The 1762-nt window shown below is 72.4% G+C and carries 1 protein-coding gene; it reads right to left on the reverse strand.

The genetic code is table 11. The features are described 5' to 3' along the window. A partial coding sequence (locus ACFZB9_RS36880; RefSeq protein WP_391454542.1) for a polyketide synthase dehydratase domain-containing protein occupies positions 1-1762 on the reverse strand: 1762 nt, incomplete at both ends.

Raw genomic sequence — 1762 nt, forward strand, 5'->3', positions numbered from 1 at the left:
GATGCCGTGGTGGTGGACGAGGTGGCGGGCGATGAGGGAGCCGAGCATGCCGGTGGCGCCGGTGATGAGTGCGGTGCCGGACCGGTCCAGCGGCTCGTCGGACCCGTCGATCCGTTCGGCGATCACCTCGGCGGGCTTCATCTTGACCAGGCGGGGAACCCGGGCCTCGCCGGAGCGGAACGCGATCCTCGGCTCACCCGAGTCGAGCGCCGTGCCGAGGAGCGCGGCAGCCACCTGCTGAGCGTCGGTGTCGAGCAGGGTGATCAGGCCCGGGTTCTCGCTCTGTGCCGAGCTGACCAGGCCCCAGAGTGCGGCCTGCACCAGGTCCGGCACATCCGTCGACTGCTCCGTCACCACAGCGTTCTCGGTCAGCACGATCAGCTGGGCACCGATCAGCCGCTCGTCACGCAGCCAGGACTGGAGGAGGTGGAGCGCGCGCTCGGTGGCCGCGTGCACGCGGGCCACCACGTCGGTGTCGTCGGAGCCGGAGCCGGAGCCGGAGCCGGAGCCGGAGGCGGAGCCAGGGCCGGAGCCGGCGTCGTCGGTGAGCGGCAGCAGCACGAAGTCGGGGAGCGGGGAGCCTGCTTCGACGGCCTGCGTGAGGGCGGACAGGTCGGCGAACACCTCGGCGGCCCGGCCGGGCGAGCCGAGCAGCGCCTCGGTACGCGGGCTCGGCGAACCGACAAGCGCCCAGCGTCCGGCCGGCTCGGCGTCCTCGCGGGCGGTGAGGGCCGTCCAGGACAGTCGGTGCAGACACTCCCGCAGGACGTCCCGGTCCGTTCCGTCCAGGTCCTCGGGCGAGAGTTCACGTACCGTCAGGGCGTCGATGGAGGCGACGGGCTGCCCGGCGGCGTCGGCAAAGGCCAGCGAGTACGCCTGCGGCCCGGTGGGAGTCAGCTTGACCCGGAGGAACGAAGCGCCGTCGGCGTGCAGCGACACGCCGCTCCAGCTGAACGGCAGTCGGCCGCGCCCGGATTCGGCGCCGGAGGTGGCGAAGGCCGCGATGTGGAGGGCGGCATCGGCGAGCGCGGGGTGGAGACCGAAGCGGTTGGCCTCGCTCCGCTGGTCCTCGGGGAGCCCGATTTCGGCGTAGACCTCGTCGCCGAGCTTCCACACGGCCTGGACGCCCTGGAAGGCGGGCCCGTAGGCGAATCCGGCTCCGGCCAGGTTGTCGTAGAGGTCGTGGACGGCGAGTGACTCGGCGCCGGTCGGCGGCCACTGCGTCAGATCGAAGCCGGCTGCCGGGCGTCCCGGGGTGAGCACCCCGCTGGCGTGACGGGTCCAGGCCTCGGCGCTCGTCGCGCTGTTCTCCGGACGCGAGTGGACGGTGAACTGCCGACGTCCCAGGGCGTCGGGAGCGGCCACCGCGAGCTGGATCTGTACTCCGCCCTGTGCGGGCAGGAGGAGCGGCAGTTCGAGGACGATTTCCTCGACGCGCTCGGAGTCCAGGGTCTTGCCGGCGTGGAAGGCCAGTTCGAGGAAGGCGGTGCCGGGCAGCAGGGCGGTGCCGTTCACGGCGTGGTCGGCGAGCCAGGGGTGCGTGGGCAGCGAGATACGGCTCGTGAAGAGCCAGCCGTCGGAGTCGGCGAGAGTGATGGACGCGCCCAGCAGCGGGTGGTCGGGCGAGGCCAGTCCCGCCCTCGTGAGGTCACCGGCGTCCTGCTGCGGCTGGAGCCAGTAGTGCTGGTGTTGGAAGGGGTAGGTGGGGAGGGGGGTGGGGGTGGTGGGGTGGTGGTTGGTCCAGGTGATGGGGATGCCGTTG

Origin of the sequence: Kitasatospora sp. NPDC008050 (genome assembly GCF_042957465.1) — a bacterium.
In the GTDB taxonomy this organism is placed as follows: domain Bacteria; phylum Actinomycetota; class Actinomycetes; order Streptomycetales; family Streptomycetaceae; genus Kitasatospora.